This is a genomic window from Salinivibrio sp. VYel1, assembly GCF_009377945.1.
GTDB classification, from domain to species: Bacteria; Pseudomonadota; Gammaproteobacteria; order Enterobacterales; family Vibrionaceae; genus Salinivibrio; species Salinivibrio siamensis.
The window spans coordinates 99,238-119,499 of record NZ_RSAM01000007.1 but is presented as its reverse complement, the minus strand read 5'-3'; the positions used below and the strand labels follow the sequence as shown (position 1 = coordinate 119,499).

General features: G+C 51.6%; 22 protein-coding genes. 11 read left to right on the top strand and 11 right to left on the bottom strand.

All coding sequences use genetic code 11. The features are described 5' to 3' along the window. The first annotated feature begins 64 nt into the window (after positions 1–64). A complete protein-coding gene (gene pyrE / locus EHW58_RS08560; protein ID WP_152795919.1) occupies positions 65–706 on the top strand; it encodes an orotate phosphoribosyltransferase in 642 nt (213 codons plus the stop codon). A gap of 63 nt (positions 707–769) precedes the next feature. Here the strand turns inward: pyrE and slmA are convergent, their stop codons facing one another. Together slmA and coaBC are read right to left on the bottom strand one after the other, a co-directional pair. Further along, complete coding sequence (gene slmA, locus EHW58_RS08555) at positions 770–1,360, bottom strand: nucleoid occlusion factor SlmA (protein ID WP_077578225.1); 591 nt, start codon at positions 1,358–1,360, stop codon at positions 770–772. 196 nt (positions 1,361–1,556) lie between these two features. After that, positions 1,557–2,807: a bifunctional phosphopantothenoylcysteine decarboxylase/phosphopantothenate--cysteine ligase CoaBC gene (gene coaBC, locus EHW58_RS08550; protein ID WP_152795917.1), complete on the bottom strand. Its 1,251-nt coding sequence runs from the start codon at positions 2,805–2,807 to the stop codon at positions 1,557–1,559. Positions 2,808–3,052: 245 nt separating this feature from the next. Here coaBC and radC point away from each other — a divergent pair, with 245 nt between their 5' ends. From radC to mutM, 5 genes are all read left to right on the top strand, one after another. Beyond that, positions 3,053–3,736, top strand: a complete 684-nt coding sequence (radC, locus tag EHW58_RS08545) for a DNA repair protein RadC (protein WP_046074694.1) — start codon at positions 3,053–3,055, stop codon at positions 3,734–3,736. A gap of 185 nt (positions 3,737–3,921) precedes the next feature. Next, positions 3,922–4,158, top strand: coding sequence for a 50S ribosomal protein L28 (gene rpmB, locus EHW58_RS08540; protein ID WP_046074695.1), 237 nt, complete (start codon positions 3,922–3,924; stop codon positions 4,156–4,158). 13 nt (positions 4,159–4,171) lie between these two features. Beyond that, complete coding sequence (rpmG, locus tag EHW58_RS08535; RefSeq protein ID WP_046074696.1) at positions 4,172–4,342, top strand: 50S ribosomal protein L33; 171 nt, start codon at positions 4,172–4,174, stop codon at positions 4,340–4,342. Positions 4,343–4,458: 116 nt separating this feature from the next. Continuing rightward, the gene (locus tag EHW58_RS08530) at positions 4,459–4,938 is read left to right on the top strand and encodes a hypothetical protein (RefSeq protein WP_046074697.1); all 480 of its coding nucleotides are present in this window, start codon (positions 4,459–4,461) and stop codon (positions 4,936–4,938) included. Positions 4,939–4,955: 17 nt separating this feature from the next. Then, positions 4,956–5,768 carry a bifunctional DNA-formamidopyrimidine glycosylase/DNA-(apurinic or apyrimidinic site) lyase gene (gene mutM / locus EHW58_RS08525; protein ID WP_152795915.1) on the top strand — a complete coding sequence of 271 codons (813 nt, stop codon included), beginning with the start codon at positions 4,956–4,958 and terminating at the stop codon, positions 5,766–5,768. Here the strand turns inward: mutM and coaD are convergent. Continuing rightward, on the bottom strand, positions 5,763–6,311 hold the full coding sequence (coaD, locus tag EHW58_RS08520; RefSeq protein ID WP_370517151.1) for a pantetheine-phosphate adenylyltransferase: 549 nt from the start codon (positions 6,309–6,311) through the stop codon (positions 5,763–5,765). The genes mutM and coaD overlap by 6 nt on opposite strands. A 119-nt stretch (positions 6,312–6,430) precedes the next feature. Between coaD and EHW58_RS08515 the strand changes: the two genes are divergently transcribed. Continuing rightward, positions 6,431–7,141: a 3-deoxy-D-manno-octulosonic acid kinase gene (locus EHW58_RS08515; protein WP_241828666.1), complete on the top strand. Its 711-nt coding sequence runs from the start codon at positions 6,431–6,433 to the stop codon at positions 7,139–7,141. A gap of 2 nt (positions 7,142–7,143) precedes the next feature. Here EHW58_RS08515 and waaA read toward each other — a convergent pair whose 3' ends face one another. From waaA to rfaD, 6 genes are all read right to left on the bottom strand, one after another. Continuing rightward, a complete protein-coding gene (waaA, locus tag EHW58_RS08510) occupies positions 7,144–8,403 on the bottom strand; it encodes a lipid IV(A) 3-deoxy-D-manno-octulosonic acid transferase (protein ID WP_172970013.1) in 1,260 nt (419 codons plus the stop codon). A 96-nt stretch (positions 8,404–8,499) separates the two neighbouring features. Further along, entirely contained in the window at positions 8,500–9,540 is a 1,041-nt protein-coding gene (locus EHW58_RS08505; protein WP_152795913.1) for a glycosyltransferase family 4 protein, read from the bottom strand. A gap of 1 nt (position 9,541) precedes the next feature. Next, positions 9,542–10,321 carry a glycosyltransferase family 2 protein gene (locus EHW58_RS08500; protein ID WP_152795911.1) on the bottom strand — a complete coding sequence of 260 codons (780 nt, stop codon included), beginning with the start codon at positions 10,319–10,321 and terminating at the stop codon, positions 9,542–9,544. After that, positions 10,318–11,355, bottom strand: coding sequence for a lipopolysaccharide heptosyltransferase II (gene waaF / locus EHW58_RS08495; protein WP_152795909.1), 1,038 nt, complete (start codon positions 11,353–11,355; stop codon positions 10,318–10,320). Before waaF ends, EHW58_RS08500 begins: the two co-directional genes overlap by 4 nt. Further along, entirely contained in the window at positions 11,352–12,332 is a 981-nt protein-coding gene (gene lpxM, locus EHW58_RS08490) for a lauroyl-Kdo(2)-lipid IV(A) myristoyltransferase (RefSeq protein ID WP_152795907.1), read from the bottom strand. The genes waaF and lpxM overlap by 4 nt, the downstream gene beginning before the upstream one ends. Before the next feature lie 45 nt (positions 12,333–12,377). Further along, the gene (rfaD, locus tag EHW58_RS08485; RefSeq protein WP_152795905.1) at positions 12,378–13,322 is read right to left on the bottom strand and encodes an ADP-glyceromanno-heptose 6-epimerase; all 945 of its coding nucleotides are present in this window, start codon (positions 13,320–13,322) and stop codon (positions 12,378–12,380) included. A gap of 103 nt (positions 13,323–13,425) precedes the next feature. Here rfaD and EHW58_RS08480 point away from each other — a divergent pair, with 103 nt between their 5' ends. The 3 genes from EHW58_RS08480 (at position 13,426) to tdh (ending at position 16,532) form a co-directional block, all read left to right on the top strand. Beyond that, positions 13,426–14,094, top strand: coding sequence for a TetR/AcrR family transcriptional regulator (locus tag EHW58_RS08480; RefSeq protein ID WP_046074708.1), 669 nt, complete (start codon positions 13,426–13,428; stop codon positions 14,092–14,094). Between the two features lie 193 nt (positions 14,095–14,287). Then, positions 14,288–15,484, top strand: coding sequence for a glycine C-acetyltransferase (locus tag EHW58_RS08475; RefSeq protein WP_046074709.1), 1,197 nt, complete (start codon positions 14,288–14,290; stop codon positions 15,482–15,484). Between the two features lie 19 nt (positions 15,485–15,503). After that, positions 15,504–16,532, top strand: a complete 1,029-nt coding sequence (gene tdh / locus EHW58_RS08470) for an L-threonine 3-dehydrogenase (protein ID WP_100297960.1) — start codon at positions 15,504–15,506, stop codon at positions 16,530–16,532. 84 nt (positions 16,533–16,616) lie between these two features. Here the strand turns inward: tdh and EHW58_RS08465 are convergent, their stop codons facing one another. Together EHW58_RS08465 and gpmM are read right to left on the bottom strand one after the other, a co-directional pair. Continuing rightward, the gene (locus tag EHW58_RS08465) at positions 16,617–17,750 is read right to left on the bottom strand and encodes a peptidoglycan DD-metalloendopeptidase family protein (protein ID WP_152795903.1); all 1,134 of its coding nucleotides are present in this window, start codon (positions 17,748–17,750) and stop codon (positions 16,617–16,619) included. A gap of 7 nt (positions 17,751–17,757) precedes the next feature. Next, positions 17,758–19,296 (bottom strand): 2,3-bisphosphoglycerate-independent phosphoglycerate mutase, encoded by a 1,539-nt coding sequence (gene gpmM, locus EHW58_RS08460; RefSeq protein WP_046074712.1) that lies wholly within the window; start codon positions 19,294–19,296, stop codon positions 17,758–17,760. Between the two features lie 478 nt (positions 19,297–19,774). Here gpmM and EHW58_RS08455 point away from each other — a divergent pair, with 478 nt between their 5' ends. Continuing rightward, a complete protein-coding gene (locus EHW58_RS08455) occupies positions 19,775–20,236 on the top strand; it encodes a rhodanese-like domain-containing protein (protein ID WP_046074714.1) in 462 nt (153 codons plus the stop codon). Positions 20,237–20,262: the final 26 nt, after the last annotated feature.

Here is a 20,262-nt window from a genome sequence, read left to right as displayed (position 1 = left end):
TTTTTTATCTATCCGACCCCGGGTGACATGTGGCGTGTCACCAAGACAACCAAGAGAGGAACGAATGAAAGCCTATCAGCGCCAGTTTATTGAGTTTGCCCTTGAGCGAGAGGCATTAAAGTTTGGCGAGTTTACGCTTAAATCAGGGCGGAAAAGTCCGTACTTTTTTAACGCCGGCTTGTTTAACACCGGGCGTGACTTGGCAAAACTGGGTGAATTTTATGCGGCCGCGTTGATGGATGCAGGGATTGATTACGATGTTTTGTTTGGTCCTGCGTACAAAGGGATCCCGATTGCGACCACCACCGCGGTAGCACTTGCTGCGCACCATAATGTGGATACGCCTTATTGTTTCAACCGTAAAGAAGCCAAAGACCATGGTGAGGGCGGCAACTTGGTCGGCAGCGCGCTGAGTGGCCGTGTGATGTTGGTGGATGATGTGATAACCGCAGGCACTGCCATTCGCGAGTCAATGACACTGATTCAAGCGCAAGGGGCGCAGCTTGCTGGGGTGTTGGTGGCAATTGACCGCCAAGAGCGTGGTCAAAGTGAGCTGTCGGCGATTCAAGAAGTGGAGCGTGACTTCGATTGTCAGGTGGTTTCTATCATTAGCTTGTCGGACTTGGTCGCCTATTTGGAGCAAAGCCAAGCGGATCCGGCTCATCTAGAGGCGGTGAAAGCGTACCAGGCGAGCGACGGGATTTAAGTTACAGGTGTGCAGCTGGCTGGCTTGAGTGCGCCAGCTGCACTACGCTCGTTGCACTGCTATTCACTGCAGTTGATTGGTGAGTAGTTGCCAGTATTGCTCGAAATTGGCGGTCGGCAGCTGTTTAAATGACGAGCGTACGTAGCGACAAAAGCCGCCTTCCACTTGGCTAATCAATTGGCTGGCAAGCACCGCCTCATCCAATGGAAACCCTTTTCCCTCACGTAAACGACGCTCGCGCAGTACTTGCTTAAGCTGTGCCTCGACGCGCTCAAACAGCTGGTTGATACGCGCTTGCAACCTATCTTGCTCAAACATCAATGCATGACCTGTCATAATGCGCGTGAGCCCCGGGTTGCGCTCACCAAAGGCCAGCAATAATTGCAAGATCAGTTTGAGGCGCACCAAGGTGTCCTTTTCTTCCTCAATGATCAGGTTGATGCGGGATAACAGTGAATCTTCAATAAATTCGATTAACCCCTCAAACATCCGCGCTTTACTGGGGAAGTGGCGATAGAGTGCCGCCTCAGACACCCCGACTTGTTCGGCGAGTTTGGCCGTGGTGATGCGTTGGCTGCCTTGGGTTGACTCCAGCATCTGCGCGAGCGCTTGGAGGATCTCTTCGCGGCGATTACTTTTTTTTGGGGCTGCCATGGGTGCGATTCCTTTGTCTTTTTATCTATCACACTGGCGACCAGTAAAGGAGGCATCATGGAGAGGTGCCGCCCAGTGTGAGTCTTTCCTCCTATCTTAGCGACGAGGTCTCTGTATTAAAAGCAAAAAGCGTGGCCATGGCGCACGCTTTTGAACTTGTATTTTTGCTCAATATAAGCTGTTTGTATTGTGTGGTTCAGGGTTGCTTCTGACAGGTTTGTTGTAAATAGCGCGCGTGAATGTGTGCCATGACATTGCGCGCTAATAAGCGTTTTTCCTCGACGGGCAGCGCCTGATCGCCGCCAGGCCAGAACAGATGTAAGGCATTGCGGTCGCTGTTAAAGCCTTGATCGGATTGAGACACATCGTTAGCACAAATCATATCAAGCTTTTTGCGCGCCAGCTTGTCACGCGCGTAGGTCGCGACATCTTGGGTTTCGGCGGCAAAGCCGACCGTAAATGGACGATGTGACGTTAAGCCCGCTACCGAAGCAATAATATCGGGATTTTTTACCATGGTGACGGTCATCGCGTCTTTATCCACTTGCTTTTTCATCTTCTGTTCGGCGATGTGCTGTGGACGGTAGTCCGCGACCGCGGCACAGCCGATAAAAATATCTTGGTCGGTGATGCGCTCATGCACCGCATCATGCATCTGTTGGGCGCTGGTGACATCAATACGCGTGATTCCTGCTGGCGCTGACAGCGCAACCGGGCCAGAGACTAAGGTGACGTCGGCCCCTAAACTGGCTGCCGCCTCGGCGAGGGCATAGCCCATTTTCCCTGAACTATGGTTAGAGAGATAACGAACAGGGTCTAAGGCTTCGCGGGTAGGGCCGGCGGTAATCATCACGCGCTTGCCTGAAAGCGGTTTAGGGCCGGCCCAACGTTCGCATTCCGCCACTAAGGCCAGCGGCTCGAGCATGCGCCCAAGGCCCACATCGCCGCAAGCTTGCGCGCCACTGGCGGGGCCCCATATCAAGCAGCCGCGTGCACGCAGTCCACGTAAGTTCGCCTGAGTGGCTTGGGCGCGGTACATTTGCTGGTTCATTGCTGGCGCAATCGCCAGAGGCGCATCGGTGGCCAAGCATACGGTGGTGAGCAAATCATTGCCCATGCCTGCGTGGATCCGGGCAATCAAATCGGCAGTTGCCGGGGCAATCAGCACGAGATCCGCCCATTTAGCCAGTTCAATGTGTCCCATTGAGGCCTCGGCAGCCGGGTCGAGCAAGCTATCAGACACGGGATGCCCAGAAACGGCTTGCATGGTCAATGGCGTAATAAACTCTTTTGCGGCATGGGTCATCACCACCTTGACGGTGGCCCCACGCTCGATGAGGCGGCGGGTGAGATCGGCACACTTATATGCGGCAATCCCGCCACCCATGCCAAGCAGAATACGTTTACCGGCCAGCGTCTGGGCTGGCTGCTGTGAACTATTGGCCATAATGCTCTGTGTGTTTGAACGACAATGACGAAACCATACCATAATCCTTAGTGCAAAAAGCTTGTTTGAGCGCATGAATCCGTATGGGGTGTGACGTGCGTTGGATGTGATATGGCTAGCGCGTGGCTGAAAGCATTGACGGTAGCACATGATAAAACCACGAGCGCGCCGCAGTTACATGGAAAAGCTATTGCGGCGTGAAAGAGGCTTACTTTAACTGGCGGCAACGTTGAAGAGGGATCACCATGAGCCTAAAAACCTTGCCGCAAGACTGTCGACCCAGAGAGCGTTTATTAGCGCGAGGGGCGGAAAGCTTATCGGACGCCGAGCTGTTGGCGATTTTTCTACGCACCGGCGTCACAGGGATGAGTGCGGTAGCGCTGGCTGACCACCTGTTGCAGGATTTTGGCTCGCTCCGGGCGCTGATGGGCGCCGACCAAGGGGCGTTTTGTCAGCGAAAAGGACTGGGTAGCGCCAAATATGCCCAACTTCAAGCTGTGCTTGAGCTGAGCCGGCGCTATTTAAAAGAAACCTTAAGCAAAACTGACGCACTGACCAGCCCGGACCATACTCGCCGTTATCTCTCGACGTTACTGCGCGACCGGCCTCGCGAGGCCTTTTACGTTTTATTTCTCGATAATCAGCATCGCGTGATCGCCGATGAGCAACTTTTTGAAGGCACGCACAATGCGGCGAGTGTTTACCCACGAGAAATTGTCCGCCGCGCGCTCGAATTGCATGCCGCTGCACTGATTTTGGCCCATAACCACCCATCGGGCGTGGCAGAGCCGAGCCAGGCAGACCGACATATTACCGATAGAATTGCCAATGCCTTGTCATTAGTGGATGTTCGCGTGCTTGATCACCTAGTGATTGGGGACGGAGATGTGGTATCGTTCGCCGAACGAGGTTGGTTGTTATCCCCTTAAGGATCGCCATTGGCGAAAAAAACGATCAAAAAGCGCATAAAAGGATCTGCTCGGGACTTGAGCAATGTGAATTCAGTTAGTATAATGCGCCACCTTTGATAGCCTTGACCTTCGACCTGGCCTTAACGATGCAGGACTGGCGGACAAGGTTGATATCGAGCCGAAACGATTTTGGAGAGACTTTCATGTCACGAGTATGCCAAGTAACTGGCAAGCGTCCTGTAGTTGGTAACAACCGCTCTCACGCTAATAACGCCACCAAGCGTCGTTTTCTGCCGAACCTGCAAACTCATCGTTTCTGGGTAGAAAGCGAAAAACGCTTCGTTAAACTGCGTCTATCTACTAAAGGTATGCGCATCATCGACAAAAAAGGCATTGATTCTGTACTTACAGAAATGCGTGCCCGCGGTGAGAACGTATAAGAGGAATTAGAGAATGGCTAAAAACGGCGTTCGTGAGAAGATTCGTCTAGTATCCTCTGCAGGTACTGGTCACTTCTACACCACAGACAAGAACAAACGTAACATGCCTAGCAAATTCGAGATCAAAAAATTTGATCCTGTAGTTCGCAAGCACGTTATGTATAAAGAAGCCAAAATCAAGTAAATTGATCGACGCTTTGAGAAAGACCCAGCTTCGGCTGGGTTTTTTTATAACTAAAATCTGGCCGCATTTGCGGTTATACTGCGGAGGACACGCGTAACGTCCTCAGGTGAACCGACATGAAGCTAAAGCGGCAGACATGGAATAACATCCTGATTTTCTCAGTGGTGGTTTTTTTTGGCTTAATGCTGCTGCCAGATTATTTGCGCCATCAGCGCCAAGCACGGGCGACGCCTGAGGGGGTAATCGCGCTGGTTGAATCGCGCAGTGAAGTGCTGTCGTTGCGGTTCTCCCATTTAACACTGACGCGTACGTTAGAGGGGTGGCAATCGGATAAACCCCTGGTAATTAGTCCGACAGAGCTCGCTCAGCGCTGGTTGGGGCTGACTGGGACACAAATCGATGACACCACCTTGCAGTCGCTGCGACCCCAATTAACCTCTCCCCGTACGTTGGAGCTTACTCGCAGCCCCGACCAAGAGCCCATTCGCATTACCTATTATCAACAACCTCAGTTTTGGTTGATGCAAAACGAACACGGCCAATGGTTAGCTGTGTCAGTGGATAGTCGGTATCTTTTCCCGCTATCAAAGTCGTAAATATTAAGAGCTGTGTTATGCCCGAGTTACCTGAAGTAGAAGTAAGCCGTTTAGGTATCATGCCGTATGTCGAAGGGCAAACGGTCACCGAGATTACCATTCGTCAGCCCAAGCTACGCTGGCCCATTCCCGAAACGTTACAACAGTTGAAAGGCCAGGTGATACGTCGCGTCACGCGTCGCGCCAAGTATCTTTTATTGGAGACGGATGTCGGTACTGCGATTGTGCATTTGGGGATGTCAGGCAGTTTGCGGGTGCTGCCCACGTCACTGGCACCGGAAAAGCATGATCATGTTGATGTGACACTCAGCAATGGTCGCTTAATTCGTTACCACGATCCGCGGCGTTTTGGCGCCTGGTTGTGGCAGGAGGGAGATTTGCCGCATCCCGTGTTGGGAAAGCTCGGCCCTGAACCACTCACCGATGCGTTCAATTCAGATTATTTGCTGGACAAGGCGGCAGGCAAAAAAATGGCGATGAAAAGCTTTATTATGGACAACGCCGTCGTGGTGGGCGTGGGGAATATTTACGCCAATGAATCGCTGTTTTGTGCTGGTATCCACCCTAAACGTCCTGCCGGTAGCCTGACGCAAACAGAAGCGACGGCGCTGGTGGATGAGATAAAAACGGTGTTGGCCGCGGCGATCACGCAAGGCGGTACGACGCTAAAAGACTTTACGCAGGTAGACGGGAAGGCCGGTTACTTTGCTCAAGCGCTACGCGTTTACGGAAAGTCGGGTGAGCCGTGTCCAGCCTGTGACACGACCCTTGAGCGCATAGTCATCGGCCAGCGGGCAACTGTCTTTTGCCCACAATGCCAGCCCTTATGACGACGTCTTGCCTTGCAGCTTTTCTTGTAAGGCCGTTAGCACGCTAGGCGCGACAAACTCACTGGTATCACCGCCGTGCAACGCGACCTCTTTGACCAAGGTAGACGAAATAAACGAATGCTCCTCTGACGGAGTCAGAAAGACGCTTTCCAGTGCGGGCATCAGTCGACGATTCATATTGGCGAGTTGGAATTCATACTCAAAGTCGGAGACCGCACGCAAACCGCGCACCAGAATATTGGCTTGGTACTGTTTGGCAAAATTGACCAGCAACCCTGAAAACCCAACCACAGAGACATTGGGAAGGTGCGCGGTAACCGCTTGCGTGAGTGCCACTCGCTCATCCAGATCGAACAATGGTTTTTTGCTTGGGCTAGCCGCAATCCCTACAATCACATCATCAAACATCCTTGCTGCCCGCTCAATCAGGTCCAAATGACCATTCGTGATGGGATCAAATGTGCCTGGGTAAATCACGCGTGTATGCTGTTTGTGTGTCACGAGCTTTTCCTTAAAAACGTTGATCTGGAAAGAGGTTATCAAATCCTTGTCCATCACGCATTGTTCTTACGGTCCCGTGAGGTATCGCCTGTGAATCCATTGACGAGCAAGGTACACTAATGTGCGCTAGCGTGAGTGCGCAAACAGGAAAAACCGTGAGTATAGAAGTAGAGCAACGCGAAAACGAGTGTATTTGGTACGATCCGGCTTTAGTGGAGGGCGACCCTCGCCAGTATTTTGATATTCATTTTTGGCACCAGCAAGCCGCTGTCACCGGTTCAGCCAAAGGGCGCGGTACCACGTTCTTTATCCGAGGGCCGAAAATGGAGATGGCGTTACGTCATTACTATCGCGGTGGTTTGTTCGGTAAATTCGTGAAGGATCAGTATTGGTTTCAAGGGTGGGAGGCGACCCGTTGTGGCGCTGAGCTCAACTTACTGGCCTATCTTCGCGAGAAAAAAATGCCTGTGCCTCGTCCTGTCGCTGCACGCGCGGTAAAAAACGGCCGTACCTATCGTGCTGATATCTTGGTGGAGAAAATTCCAGGTGCACGCGATCTGGTCGCTATCTTGAGTGAAAATAGCTTACTTGCCCATGATTATCGTGCCATTGGTCGTTTGGTTCGCCGCCTACACGACGCAGGCGTGTGCCATACCGATCTGAATATCCACAACATCCTGCGTGATAGAAAAGGAAAGCTGTGGCTGATTGACTTCGATAAGTGCCAACAGCGCGATGGCGAACAGTGGAAAGAGGATAACCTTGCCCGCCTTCATCGCTCGTTTAAAAAAGAAAAAGAGAAGCGTCAGATCCGTTGGCAACCCGAGGATTGGGCTGCCGTATTAAAAGGCTACAACCATATCCGCAAGTAGCACTAGCGTGGATGATTAAGCCAGGGCGCGATCGCCTGCAAAGTGCGCTCGACCGCGCCGCGATTTTGCTCTACCACAGAGAGCCCAGCGTTGCCGGCTTGTGCGGCAAGGGCGGGTGCACTGAAAAAAGCCCCGATTTTGGCAGCGAGATCTTGGCTGTCGTTACACACCTGTAGGGCGCCAGCGTCAATCAGAGCATCACCAATCACTTGGAAATTATAATAGCTTGGGCCTGTTAAAAGGGGCTTGCCTAACGCCGCGGGTTCAAGCAGGTTATGCCCACCCACTTTGGTACCCAGAAAACTGCCCGCCATCACTACCACATCTGCGCCAGCAAGGTAGGTCATCATCTCTCCCATGGTGTCGCCAAGATAAACTTGAGTACTGAGTGCCAGCGGCTCACCCTCGGTGCGTCGTTGCACACTGAGGCCTTGGCTAGCCACTAGCTGGGCAACATCATCAAAACGTTCAGGGTGGCGAGGGACCAGTATCAGTAGCGCGTCTGGGTAATCGCGCAGTAGTACACTGTGAGCGGCGAGCAAGGTGGCGTCTTCTCCCGCGTGAGTACTGGCACCTATCCAGCAAGGGCGATCACCGCGCGCTTGGCGAAGTGTGGCACCCAACGCCGGATCCACGGCTTTAATATCAAATTTCACCGAGCCAGCCACCGCAAGCTTGTCGTCAGCGACACCGAGGCTTGCAAAGCGCGCTTGGTCGTTTTGATGCTGACAAACGATTAAGTCGATATGTTTACTCATGGCTTGAAAGAGCGGTGCGATTTTCTGATAGCGTTGGCAAGCTTTTTGAGAAAGCCGGGCGTTGATAACCGTAATGGGAATGCCCGCTCGACCCACATGATGCAAGGTATTCGGCCAAAGCTCAGTTTCCATGATCACGCACACCCGTGGTGACACCGCGCGGAGAAAGCCTTTTACCGCAAATGGAAAATCAACCGGCATATAGCGGTGTATGATCCCATCAAGACGCCTGGCCTGCTCTGCGCCGGTGGCGGTAGTGGTGGTGACCAAGATCGGCACGTCTGGATAGGCTTGTTGCAGCGCGCTGATCACCGGCTTTGCCGCGAGAACTTCCCCCACCGACACCGCATGGAGCCAAATAGGCTGACCGTCTACGTTGGGCGTACCGCCAAAGTGCTCACGCCATCGCTCGCCAACAGAAGGCTTACCAGGCCGTTTACGGTACAGCCCAATAAGCAAAAAAGGGGCGGCAAGCGTGAGTAAGAGTGTATATATCCAGCGCACAAGTTAGGTCCTGTTGAAGATTTGGTGAGACAAACATTGGGACAATTTTTACCGATCCTCTATAACCCAAACCTTTATGGTTGCTGGGCTGTCAAGCTAAGATTCGTCCTTTACTTTTTGATACAGAGTTTGGTAGGTCAAGGCGGTTTGACTGACATCGAAAGTTTTCGCTTGTTCGAGACTGCCAGTAATAAGGTGATCTCTAAAAGCGGTATCAGTGGCAATATTTGTGATAAATTTTGCTAATTGGCTGCTGGCTCCAACTTCGATAAGTAGTCCAGAAATACCATCTGTAATGATATCAGGGATCCCGCCGGCTCGAGCGCCTATCACGGGTAGCCCTGCTGCCATCGCTTCTAAAATAACTGATCCCAATCCCTCTGTATAAGAAGGGTGGATAAGCAAATCGGCCGCCGCGAACCAATCTCCCATATTAGTTTGTTTACCTATAAACTGCACATTCGTGATCCCTTGGGCTTGCGCCTCTAGTGACGCTCGCTCTTTGCCGTCACCGAGTAAGCAAAACTGAATGTTAGGTGATGTGTCAGCCAGTAACCGTGCAGCTTCAATCGTGACATCAAAGCCTTTATGCGCATACATATTGGCGGCATGAAGCACCAAGAACTTCCCACGAAAGTGCGCTTTGATTTGCTCAACCTTATCTTGTGAGACAGGGTAGGTGACAGGAGAGCTAGGGATTTTGACTAACTTGGCATCAGGGTGGCGTTTTTCTAGTTGATGGATAATCTCCGAACTCAAACCGACCAGCGCGCTGGCTTCGCGGTACGCCAGTTGAGATAACCACTTTTTCTTTAAAGGGTTATCAATGCGGCGTGTCACTATGTAGGGAACACGATGCAATAGGTGTTGAAGCAACGCCCAATAAATGGCGCGGCCTTCGTGGACATGGACCAGATCGCATGTTGCGGTGATTGAGCGCCCGTGTCGCCGAGTATAGTGCGGACAAAGCACGATCTGGCATTGAGGTATCGCACGAAGTTCGTTGACCAGCGGGCTTTTGGGGTTCACCACTGCGGTGAGCTGATAGCCCATTTGGGCTTGTTGCTGGATCAAGGTGAGGGTTTGACGTTCACCACCGCTAAAACCTGATGCGAGATTGATGTGACAAATGTGCATTTTAACGCTGCTTTTTAACATAGTCTCTCAGCCATAAGTCGGCATAACGCGTAAATACAACATTGGCACTGAGTAACGCGAGGATAAACCCATGTCGGCCATCTAAAAATCCTTTTTTAAAGAAATACATCTTAATAAACCGAAAGATCGCATGCCCGACAGCTTTCGAAACGCTTGACGATTTTTTCCCTTCTCGCTGATCGCTCCATAGTCTAATGTATTGATTTGTTTTAGCCGTATACTCATGAAGATAATTAAACGTGTTATGTCGCAGGACACCGTTTAAATAAACTTTTTTATGTGTATCAGGGACTACAACGTGCTCATGTACCAGTGAGTCAGAATAATGCATTTCTGATGTTTTATAGAGGCGGCAGATCCAATCTGGATGCCAGCCGGAATATTTGATTTCTTTACCAAAGGCGTTAGAAAGCCTATTTATATAGTAGGCGCAGTGGGATTGGCCATGATTGATAGCGTTTAGGATGTTTGCTTTTAGTTCAGGCGTTACTTGTTCATCGGCATCGAGCCAAAAGATGAACTCACTTTCTACATAAGACTGAGCACGCTGGCGTTGTTTACCGAAACCGGGCCAGTCAGATGCTATATAAACTTTATCTGTATATTTTTTGGCTATTTCAGGTGTGTTGTCTGTGCTCCCTGCATCCATCACCACAATTTCATCTACCCAGTCGTGCACTGATTGTAAGCATGACTCAATATTATGTATTTCGTTTTTAACGATGAGTGCGGCGGCAATCTTTTTGTTCCCTTTGCTCATGGTGCTTTATCCGTTTCAATTAAAGAAGACACTCGGCTCGGGGCGAGATCGTTTAAACATTTTAAGTGCCCTAGGGGACATTCGCGCTGGAAGCAAGGACGGCACTCGATATCCGTGTGCACAATATCGACCTTACTGGTCAGCGGCGGGGTGTAATCGGGGGATGTTGAGCCGTAGATGGCTATCACTTGGCAGTTGACTGCCGCGGCGATGTGCATCAACCCCGAGTCATTGCTGACCACGGTTTGACACGCGCCTAAAAGGTCGACGGCTTCGATTAAGTTGGTTTTGCCTGCCAATACATGAATATTAGGCGCATGCTCTGCGATAGCGGCAATTTTTTCACAGGTTTCAACATCTTTCGCCGAGCCAAAAAGCCAAATTTGGTAGCCTTGTTGATGCGCTTGGCGTGCGACCTCAGCATAGTGCTGTTCTGGCCACTTTTTGGCAGGCCCGAACTCGGCCCCCGGGCATAAACCAATCACAGGTTTGTCTTGGTTTAATCCCAGTTTGGCGATGACAGCCGCTTGGGCGTCTGGATCGATGTCTAGCGCCGGCTTAGGGAGGTTGTCGAGCCCTCCCAGCGAGGAAGAGCTTTGCATCTCGGTGCGCGGGTGACCGAGGGCAACATAACGCTCAACCATGTATTGAAACGCTTTCTTGTTGGGACGCAGGTCGTTGAGCAAGCCATAACGCATTTCACCTTTCCAACCCGTACGCGTCGGGATCCCCGCAAACCACGGGATCAGTGCGGATTTAGCGGAATTAGGTAACACGTAGGCGCGATCATAACCGTGCTTTGCTAAGCGTTTCCCCAGTTGGTAGCGCTTACCAAGTGCCAATTCGCCATGGCCGAGTGGCATTTCAATGCTGCGATTAACCTCGGGCATGCGCGCGAGAATTGGCGCGCACCAAGCGGGCGCCATCACATCAATCTTGGCATCCGGGTGCTGTTGCTTGAGGGTTTTATACAAAGACTGCGACATCACCATATCGCCGACCCATGATGGGCCAATGATTAATACGCTGGTCATGATGCCCGTTTCCTCTTTGCTTCTTGGTAGATATTACGGCCGTCCTCGCGGGTACGAAGTAGCTGCAAGATCCACATGTATTGATCCAGCTGACCGTCGAGCATGGTTTCTATTTGTTGGTTCATCATGCGTGCGTCGATGCAACTGTCTCCCGTTGGGAAGTCGTTAAACGCAGGGTGAATCTCGATGACGAACCGACCCGTCTGGGCATCAAAGCCTGACAGCACAGGGACAATATGCGAGCGGGTGACTTTGCTTAACTTGCCTAGACTCGGCAAGGTCGCTTTGGTGGTGGCAAAAAACGGCACGAACTCGCTGCTCTCATCTCGCATATCTTCGTCGGGCAAGTAATATCCCAAAAATCCGCGCTTAACTGCACGGATAAAGGGCTTAATCCCTGCTTCGCGCTCATAACAGTTACCGCCATATTGTACGCGTTGGCGATGCATCAGCCAGTCTAGTAGCGGGTTTTTTTGTCGTTTTGAGAATGCCGCCACGGGGAGCCCTTGCGAGGCAAATAAAATCGCGGCTGCATCGATGGCCCAAGTATGGGGCACAAAGAGGATCACCGCTTCGTCGTTATCAGTGTGCCGAGTGATATGTTCCATGCCAGTCACATCACAGTGGTGTTGAAACCACTGGCGACTGCGCAAGGTGATCAGCGGAAAGCTCAGCAAAAAAGCCCCTGCGGTGGTCAAGGTGTCGACTAATATGGCTTCGCGTGCTTGCGCGGATTTCTCGGGAAAGCAGGCTTCCAAATTAAGCCAGGCGTTAAGGATCGTGCCTTTTTTCTTTTTAACCAGTTTGCGCGCCACCCATTGTGCGAAGCGATGCTTACCGCGCGCCGGCACCAGAAGGCTGAAAGGCATTGCGATGAGTAGCATCAGCCACGTGCCCCAGAATTTAGGCGCTAAGTAAGCACGCGAGAACTCTGGGTTATACGCGTGCGCGTCGTAATCGTGTCGCTGTTTTGTCATTGCTCTTTCTCGCGTCCCACTATCAAGGGGGACGAATTGCTTTTATTAGCGATTGATTTCGGCTAGGTAAGCGGCGACACCTTCAGCCACGGTCTTAAAGGAGGCGGTGTATCCCGCTTCACGCACCTTGGTCAGATCGGCTTGTGTGTACGCTTGGTAGCGACCTTTTAGGTGGTCGGGGAAGGGGATCTCTTCAATCTCTCCTTGACCGTGGAAATTAATCACCGCATTGGCAACCGCACTAAAAGGCTCGGCGCGGCCGGTACCACAGTTGTAGATCCCGCTGATCTGTTGCTGCCAGAACCAAATATTCATTGCGCAGACATCACCGACATAGACAAAGTCACGCTTGAAGGTATCACTGCCCTCAAAAAGTTTGGGGTTCTCGCCTTTTAGAATTTGTTGATTGAGGTGATAAGCCACTGACGCCATGCTGCCTTTGTGCTGTTCGCGCGGACCATACACATTAAAATAACGGAAGCCAGTAATCGGTGGCAGTGTCTCGCCATGGGCTTTGGCATCTTCTTGCACACGACGGACATAGTTGTCGAACTGCTGCTTGGAATACCCATAGACATTCAGCGCGCCTTCATACTCTGGCGCTTCAATGAAGTTACTGTCGCGGCCGCCATAGGTGGCTGCTGACGAGGCGTAGAGAAAGGGGATATCGCGGTCAATACAATAATGCAACAGTTCTTTCGAGTACTCGTAGTTGTTGAGCATCATGTATTTGCCGTCCCACTCTGTGGTCGCTGAGCAAGCGCCTTGGTGGAAAATGGCTTCGATAGGGCCGAAGTTCTCTCCGGCCATGATTTGGGTAAGAAAATCTTCCTTATCCATATAGTCCGCGATGTCGAGGTCAACCAGGTTAACGAATTTGGTGCCGTCTTTGAGGTTATCGACCACCACGATGTCACGGTAGCCTTGCTCGTTCAGTGCTTTTACTAAGTTGCTGCCAATCATGCCAGCACCACCAGTCACAAAAATCATATCGTTACCTAATTCATCTCTATCTGACGACAGACCCCGTCGCCATCACTGTTGACTGTGATAGTATGGTCAAGCATCAACCGGGCAGAGGACTGAACCATACATGAAAACCCGAGACCGAATTATCCATGCTGCACTGGCTTTATTCAATCAACATGGTGAACCGAATATCACCACCAACCATATCGCAGCAGAACTCGGGATTAGCCCGGGCAACCTTTACTATCACTTCCGTAATAAAGAAGCGATTATACACAGTATATTCGACCAATACGCACAAGATCTTGCCCTTGCCTTTGATCCTAGTCAGCCTCGTGATGATACCCAAGCCTTGCTGCAGCATTACTTGGACGCGACCTTTAGCTTGATGTGGCGTTATCGGTTTTTTTACGCCAATTTGCCGGACATTTTGCGTCGTGACGAAGCACTGCAACAAAAATATCTTGGGGCGCAGCAACAGCTACAAACCAACTTGATGACCATTTTGCATCATTACCGTCAAGCCGGTTGGCTGAGTCTCAATGACAGTGCTTTGTCTGCGGTCGGAGAAACGCTTAAGCAAGTGGCGTCGAGCTGGATTTTTTATCAAAGTGCACAAGCTCCCCAAACGCAAATTCATGCAGGGGTGATCTACAAAGGTATTTTGCAGATGCTGGCATTGTTACATCCTCTGACATCGGCACAGGGACAAATGGCCATCACTGCGTTAATAGACCACTACGAGCAGCAGTTAGTTCGCCAAGACTCACGCTCGCTGGACACATTGAACTGAGCTATCTCTCTAGGCGGTGGTGGCATTGCGCGATATTCGCCCAGCTTGTCAGTGATTACACGATATGAATCACTGTCTCGCGCCCCTTATTGGCACAAAACGCGCGAACGTGCCATGATAGCAAGCATTCATTCGTCGTACACAATGTGTGCGGCGGCCTTCCCAAAGTAATCATCACAGCACGGAGATTGCGATGACGGCTGCCTTCTACCAGCAAATCCGTCATCAGCTTGAGCAAGTTAAAGCTGATGGCTTGTACAAAAGTGAACGCCTTATCACCTCACCACAAGCGGCCAGTGTGGCCGTCAATCATGAACAGCAGGTATTGAACTTTTGCGCCAATAACTATTTGGGGCTCGCTAACCATCCCGAGTTGGTGGACGCTGCCAAAGCAGGCATGGATGAGCACGGCTTTGGTATGGCGTCGGTACGGTTTATTTGTGGGACGCAAGATGCGCACAAAACCCTGGAAGCCAAGTTATCTGACTTTCTCGGGATGGAAGATACCATCCTGTATTCCTCATGCTTTGACGCCAATGCGGGATTATTCGAAACCATTCTCGGCCCAGACGATGCCATTATTTCTGATGCGCTAAATCATGCGTCGATTATCGATGGCGTGCGCTTATGTAAAGCCAAGCGTTTCCGTTATGCCAACAACGATATGGACGAGTTGGAAGCCCAGCTAAAAGCGGCGAAAGCGGCCGGTGTGGCGAATATCTTGATTGTGACTGATGGTGTCTTCTCGATGGACGGCGTGGTAGCGAATTTGCCGGCTGTGTGCGATCTGGCGGAGCAATATGGTGCGTTGGTGATGGTGGATGACTCTCACGCGGTCGGCTTTATGGGCCAGAACGGTCGAGGCACCCACGAATATCATCAAGTGATGGATCGTGTCGACATCATCACTGGTACCTTGGGCAAAGCCATGGGCGGCGCGTCAGGAGGCTACACCTCAGGCAAAAAAGAGGTGATTGATTGGTTGCGTCAACGTTCGCGCCCTTACCTTTTCTCCAACTCGCTGGCACCGGCGATTGTATCTGCCTCTATTCGCGTACTGGATATGCTGGCCGAAAGTGATCACTTGCGTGAGCAGCTTTGGGACAACAGCCAACACTTCCGTGCACGCATGACGGAAGCTGGCTTTACCTTAGCGGGCGCTGATCATGCCATTATTCCTGTGATGCTCGGTGATGCCAAAGTGGCCAGTGAGTTTGCCGAGCGGATGATGGAAGAGGGTGTCTATGTGGTGGGCTTCTCCTACCCAGTGGTGCCCAAAGGGCAAGCACGTATTCGTACCCAGATGTCAGCCGCGCATACGCGTGAGCAACTGGACCGTGCCATTGATGCCTTCATCAAAGTGGGCAAAGAGATGAAATTGATTGGGTAATGTCATGACACAAACAACCATGAAAGCCTTGGCCAAACTCAAGGCGGAGCCCGGCATTTGGATGACGGAGGCCGAGCTTCCTGAGCTGGGGCATAACGATCTGCTGATCAAAATTCGTAAAACGGCCATCTGTGGCACCGATGTGCATATTTATAAGTGGGACGAGTGGTCACAAAATACCATCCCTGTTCCTATGGTGGTCGGCCATGAATATGTCGGTGAAGTCGTCGGCATTGGTCAAGAAGTGCGTGGCTTTTCACTGGGTGACCGTGTTTCTGGTGAGGGCCATATCACCTGTGGGCACTGCCGGAACTGCCGTGGCGGTCGTACCCACCTATGTCGTAATACCGTCGGGGTGGGGGTTAATCGCGAAGGGGCGTTTGCCGAGTATTTGGTGATCCCTGCGTATAATGCGTTCAAAATCCCCGATGAGATTTCGGATGACTTAGCCTCGATTTTTGACCCGTTTGGCAACGCCGTCCACACCGCGCTCTCGTTTGATTTGGTGGGCGAGGATGTGCTGATCACCGGTGCAGGTCCGATTGGGATCATGGCCGCTGCGGTGGCGCGCCATGTCGGGGCGCGTCATGTGGTGATCACCGATGTGAACGAGTATCGCCTCGAGCTTGCCCGCAAAATGGGGGTGACTCGTGCGGTCAATGTCGCCAATACCTCGCTGGAATCCGTGATGGAAGAGCTGGGGATGAGTGAAGGCTTTGATGTTGGCCTCGAAATGTCTGGTGTGCCGGCGGCGTTTAATAGCATGCTGACGGCCATGAATCACGGTGGCAACATAGCGCTGCTTGGGATCCCACCCAGTGATATGGGGATTGATTGGAACCAAGTGATTTTTAAAGGCTTGGTGATCAAAGGTATCTATGGCCGTGAGATGTTCGAAACCTGGTACAAGATGGCGTCGTTAATCCAATCAGGGTTGGATTTAACCCCGATCATCACCCATCACTACAGCGTGGATGACTTTCAACAAGGCTTTGATGTGATGTGCTCAGGCCAATCAGGCAAGGTGATCCTCGATTGGCAGAACTAAATGCCACGATTGCCGCGTCCATGTTGAACCATGGCGATGGGCTCTGTTAGATGACAAACGCGCCCGCCGATGAGGTGGGCGTGTTTAATCCAGCCAAGGCACGGGGTTGATGGTGTTGCCTTTACGGCGAATTTCGAAATACAGAGAAGGGGTGGATTGTCCACCACTGTCACCGACCAAGGCGATAGCTTCCCCGGCAGTGACCGTATCGCCTACGTCTTTTAGCAAAGCTTGGTTGTAGCCATACAAGGTCATGTCACCTTTACCGTGGTCCACGGCAATCAATAGGCCATAGCCACGCAACCAGCTCGATAGCACCACTTTACCCGCATGCGCCGCTTTGACCTCGGTACCGCGTTTGGCCCCAATTACGATACCATTCCACGAGACTTCACCTGACTGACGCTCACCAAAACGGTGGAGCAGCTTCCCTTGGGTGGGCCAGTGAAGTTTGCCTTTGGCTTTTCCAATGCCCGCCATTTTTACTTGTGCACGGCGCGCGGCCGCGGCAATTTGTTCTTGCAGCCGTTGCTTATTTGTCTTGAGCTCAGCTAAATAAGCATTGTCGCTGGCAATTTTGGCCCGGATTTTTTTCGCGGTCTGGCTTTGCGAGGCTTGCTCCCGCTCCAGTGCTTGTTTTTTCTCGGTTAACTCTGCCACCAAGCTAGCCTGCTTATCACGTTGTTGTTTGAGCTGGTGGGCCGTGAGTTGATAATCGGTGCGGGTCGCAGCTAATGATTCGATCGCCTCCTGCATGGTGCTTGCTAGCACTTCAGCATACTTCGTGAGTCGGTCGAGCTTGGTAGGTGATTCTTGGCTAAGTAGGCGTTTGAGCTGATCATGCTCGCCTTGGCGATATTGGGCGTCGATCAATTCGGCTAACTGTGCCTGCTGGGCAATCATCTCTTGTTTGAGTCGCGCTTGCTTTTTGCTTAGGCGCGTGATTTGAGCATCAGTCTGCTGCAGGGTTTGCTGAGCTTGGCGCGTTTTTTTAGACAGGGTATCAATGCGTTTCGACTGTGCTTTTAGATCGCTTTGTAACGCATTGAGCTTTTTATTGTGCGCCGCCAATTGCGATTGTTGGCGGGCAATTTCATCGCTCACTCCCTCTAGCTCAGAGTTGGCATTGGCTGAGCCAATCAACAGGCAGAGAAAAACGCCAGTGCATAATGCACTGGCGCGGAGGGTTTGGCTTAAGCGTGTTCGTTTCTCCCGCATAGGGGGATTATTTCAGATCGAACAGTGGCTTGCCAGTCATCTCTTCAGGAATCTCCATACCGGTTAATGCCAGCATAGTCGGTGCAAGGTCAGAGAGCTTACCGCCTTCTTTCAAGCTTACCGGCTGACTCCCCACATACATCAGCGGGACAGGCAGGTTGGTGTGTGCCGTATACGCACCGCCGGTCTCTTCGTTGACCATCATCTCAGCGTTACCGTGGTCGGCGGTGATCAGCATCTGACCATCGACTTCTTTGATGGCTTCCAAGACACGGCCGATGCAGTGATCGACGGCTTCGCAGGCCTGTACTGCAGCGTCATACACCCCAGTGTGGCCAACCATGTCGCCGTTTGGATAGTTACAGATGATCATATCGAACTTACCAGACTTAATCGCATCAACGAGCTTGTCGGTCAGCTCTTCTGAACTCATTTCTGGTTGCAGATCATAGGTAGCCACTTTTGGTGAGGCGACCAAGGCACGCTCTTCGCCTTCAAACACGGTCTCGATACCGCCGTTGAAGAAGAAAGTCACGTGTGCGTACTTCTCGGTTTCAGAGATACGCAGCTGAGTTTTACCATTTTTTGATAGCCACTCGCCAAGCGTGTTGGAGAGGCTTTCAGGTGGGAAGGCCACCGTGGTATCGATGTCGGCTGCATATTCTGTCAGCATCACAAAGTCAGACAGTTCCGCGTATTTTTTACGCGCAAAGCCATCAAAATCCGGCATAAAGGCGCGCGTCATTTGACGAGCACGGTCGGCACGGAAATTCATGAAAACGACCGCATCGCCATCGTTGATGGTCGCTTTGTTGTCACCGTCACGGTAAATTTCTGTTGGGGCGACAAATTCATCATTTTCTTCACGTGCGTAAGCCGCTTCCAAGCCTTCTACAGCGCTGGTCGCAGTGAATTCGCCTTGCGCTTGGGTGAGCAAATCATAAGCGCGCTCGACACGGTCCCAGTTGTTGTCACGGTCCATGGCGTAGTAGCGACCAACCAGTGATGCGGTACGGCCTTTACCCAGCTTTTCAAACAGGGCATCGAAGCGCTCTAGCGATGCTTTTGCACTGCGTGGCGGCGTATCACGGCCATCCAGGAAGCAGTGTAGATAAATCTGATCGGCACCGCGCTCTGCGGCCAGTTCAACCATGGCGGCAATATGATCTTCATGGCTGTGTACACCGCCAGGCGACATCAGACCCATAATATGCACGGCTTTGCCTTTATCGACGGCTTTATCAACGGCGGCCGTCAGTGCTGGGGTTTGGTTAAACTCACCGTCCGCAATGGATTTGCCAATACGGGTCAAGTCTTGGTAAACCACGCGACCTGCGCCGATGTTGACATGGCCAACTTCTGAGTTACCCATTTGCCCATCAGGCAGACCCACATCGAAACCGGACGCTGAAATCAGTGTGCTGTTCTCGGCCATGAGGCTGTCGATCACAGGGGTGTTGGCGTTGGTAATCGCGTTATCGCTTTGTGGGTCGCGATAACCCCAGCCATCGAGAATCACCAGTGCAAGTGGTTTTTTCGCAGACATGTTACGTCCTCTTAATTCAAGCAAAAGACTGACATTGGATGCCAATGACATTGGATGTCATGGAGCAACCACTGAGGCATGGAGCCAGATGCATGGCTAGCTTCAGGGCTCAGTGTGTGCGTAATTTTACAACATTTTACGGGCTGATATGTAGGCTAAGATCAATTATCCCAGCTGACAAGTTAACCAGCAAGCCTTGGTTCACTTGCCTTCGACCCTTGACTCCCCTCATTATGGCGAAGATCGCCGCTGTGCGCGAATGGCTTGGCTCGATTTCTGCGATTGATGAAACCTTCTTTCTTTTCAAGTTATTGAGCGGAAGGTGAAAACGCGGGGACGTGCGTATGAGTGAGCAAACGCGCGATTTCGTCTCGGCAGGCTGTAAAACCATGGCGAGCAGGTTATACTCGACACCATTTTCACCCCTTGATGGACTCTCGCCCTCGGCGAGACAAGCAAGCAGTATAGAGCAAAGGTTATGCAGGAATATATTGATTTTGTCTCCAATAACATGATTCTCACCCTTGTCTGGGTAGGCTTGGCGGCCGCTTTACTGATGTCGCTGATTAAACAAAAAACGGCTGCCTATAAAGTGGTAGGCCCTAATGACGCGGCGATCCTTAACAACCGAGAAAATGGGGTATTCGTCGACATTCGTGGCCATGATGATTTTCGCGCCGGCCATATCACGGGGGCGATTAATGTGTTGCCGAGTGAAATCAAATCACAGTCGTTTGGTGAGCTTGAAAAACACAAAAATGACCCCATCATTGTGGTATGCAAAACCGGTCAAACGGCGGCAGACAGTGCCAATCAACTGGCAAAAGCAGGCTTCGAGTCCGTTTATATTCTTAAAGACGGTTTGACCTCTTGGAACGATGCCAAAATGCCGCTGGTCCGTGCCAAAAGCGGTAAGGGCAAGAGCAAAAAGAAAAAGTGATCCTTCACTCAATTCTCGAGCGACCG